This window comes from Pseudomonas sp. HMWF006 (genome assembly GCF_003061205.1).
In the GTDB taxonomy this organism is placed as follows: Bacteria; Pseudomonadota; Gammaproteobacteria; order Pseudomonadales; family Pseudomonadaceae; genus Aquipseudomonas; species Aquipseudomonas monsensis.
The window spans coordinates 31,349-32,981 of sequence record NZ_QAIU01000509.1 but is presented as its reverse complement, the minus strand read 5'-3'; the positions used below and the strand labels follow the sequence as shown (position 1 = coordinate 32,981).

Annotated in this window: 1 protein-coding gene and 1 pseudogene; both read right to left on the bottom strand. The window is 59.9% G+C overall.

What is annotated here, in order from left to right:
• Positions 1-423: pseudogene (locus DBR24_RS33340) on the bottom strand (putrescine ABC transporter permease PotH); the annotation flags it as partial.
• On the bottom strand, positions 420-1,562 hold the full coding sequence (potA, locus tag DBR24_RS22840; protein ID WP_095136575.1) for a polyamine ABC transporter ATP-binding protein: 1,143 nt from the start codon (positions 1,560-1,562) through the stop codon (positions 420-422). The gene potA and the pseudogene DBR24_RS33340, both read right to left, overlap by 4 nt.
• Positions 1,563-1,633: the final 71 nt, after the last annotated feature.

Genomic DNA, 1,633 nt, shown 5'->3' with positions numbered 1-1,633 from the left:
CCACGCATAAACGCGGATCAGGATCGCGGTCCAGGTCGGCATCATGATCAACAGCAGCAGGACGTTTTGCGCTTCCTTGCTCGCCTTGGTGATGGCGTAGGCCATCGGGAAACCGATCACCAGGCACATCAATGTGCTCAGCGCTGCGACCTTCAGCGAACCGAGGTAGGCCGACAGGTACAGTTCGTCTTCGCCGAGCATGGTGTAGTTGCCGATGTTGAGCATCAGCTGGAATTTCTGTTCGGCGTAGGTGTAGATCTCCGAGTACGGCGGGATCGACAGCGCGGCCTCCGAGAAGCTGATCTTCATCACCAGGAAGAACGGCAGCATGAAGAACAGGAACAGCCAGATGAACGGGATGCCGATGACGAACTTGCGCCCGCTGGGCACCAGGCGCAGGCATTGCTGATTGAAGGTTCTCATGAGCGCAGTACCACGCCGCTGTCGTCTTCCCACCAGACGTAGACCTTGTCGTCCCAGGTCGGGCGCGCGCCACGGCGTTCGGCGTTGGCCATGAACGACTGGACGATTTTGCCGCCGGGCAATTCGACGTAGAACACCGAGTGACCGCCGAGATAGGCGATGTCGTGCACCTTGCCTTCGGACCAGTTGTAGCGGAACTCTGGTTGGGTGGTGCTGACGAGCATTTTTTCCGGGCGGATCGCGTAGGTGATCGACTTGTCCTGCACCGAGGTGCTGACCCCGTGACCGACGTAGATCTTCTGCTGCAAGTCCGGGCTGTGAATGATCGCGTGACCTTCAAGGTCTTCTACCACGGTGCCGTCGAAGGCGTTCACGTTGCCGATGAACTCGCAGACCATGCGGCTGACCGGGGCTTCATAGATATCGACCGGGCTGCCGATCTGGGCGATCCAGCCCAGGTGCATGATCGCGATGCGCTCAGCCATGGTCATGGCTTCTTCCTGGTCGTGGGTCACCATCACGCAGGTCACGCCGACGCGCTCGATGATCTCGACCAGTTCAAGCTGCATTTGCGAACGCAGCTTTTTATCCAGCGCGCCCATCGGCTCGTCGAGCAGCAACAGCTTCGGACGCTTGGCCAGCGAGCGGGCGAGGGCGACGCGCTGACGCTGGCCGCCGGACAACTGATGGGGTTTGCGTTTGGCGTATTGGGTCATGTGCACCAGGCGCAGCATCTCTTCGACGCGGGCGTCGATTTCGCTGGCGGGCAAACGGTCCTGCTTCAGGCCGAAGGCAATGTTCTGCGCCACGGTCATGTGCGGGAACAGCGCGTAGGACTGGAACATCATGTTGATCGGCCGCTCGTATGGCGGCATGTCGGTGATGTCCACACCGTCGAGCAGAATCCGCCCTTCAGTCGGGCGCTCGAAACCGGCGAGCATGCGCAGCAGGGTCGATTTGCCCGAACCGGAGCCGCCAAGCAGGGCAAAGATTTCGCCCTGATGGATCTCCAGGGACACATCGTCCACAGCGGTGGTTTCGTCGAACTTCTTGGTGACACGGTCGACTTTCACCAGAACCTTTTTCGGTTGCTGATGACCTTCAAGTGCCTTCCTGTAAGTGCTGGAGGCGTTTGCCATGTGAAACTCCCAACAGGTTTCGTTCGCTCGGCCAACGCGGCCGGGCTTAAGTGGATTGCAAGCCTGCAGGT